1 protein-coding gene is annotated in these 540 nt (G+C 47.8%); it reads right to left on the bottom strand.

The genetic code is table 11. The annotated features are described in order from the left end of the window. Positions 1-460, bottom strand: a 460-nt coding sequence (locus GQS57_RS18660) for a hypothetical protein (protein ID WP_165734463.1), incomplete at its 3' end; no start/stop codon positions are given. Positions 461-540 lie beyond the last annotated feature (80 nt).

The following is a 540-nucleotide window of genomic DNA, read 5'->3' as shown; positions in this document are numbered from 1 at the left end:
TTTTTATGTGTGAAGCCTTAAGGTCCAGGTCGTTCCTGGTCCAGTGATGTGTCCCTTGGTTCTTCCCATTATAGTCAACGTAGCAGTAGAGCTCGGAGTAGGTGTTAGAATCAGAAATCGTACTTTTGATGAGGGTGACACTCTCCCGCACTTCAGTCCACGACATGCCAAACTTCACCGCTATCTTGTTATCCGCCTCAGCATTTGTACCTGCTTCGACGGTTATTTCCTGACCGATTTCAAAGTTTGAGGCGGTCTGTTTGGTGACCTTGTAAGTCCACTGGGATTCAGCCACATTTTTCTTAAAGATAATGCGGCCACCACACCCCACCGCTGCACCATCCTTCTTCTCCAGTCGTATCATGCTGGTGGTTGTGTCCACAATCTTTCCAGACTCCATGTAAGGGATCCCATGGTCCAAGCTGGTTGGGTGGTGAATGGTTATGACAGCGTTGCCCATTCTGATCAAGTGCGCTGTAACAGTTGCTTGTAAATTGTCACAGGCAGCTCTCTGTTGGCTGTAAATGATCCTTTAGTTAC

This window comes from Polaribacter sp. 20A6, from assembly GCF_011378915.1.
GTDB classification, from domain to species: domain Bacteria; phylum Bacteroidota; class Bacteroidia; order Flavobacteriales; family Flavobacteriaceae; genus Polaribacter; species Polaribacter sejongensis.
This window is presented reverse-complemented; position numbering and strand designations above follow the sequence as displayed.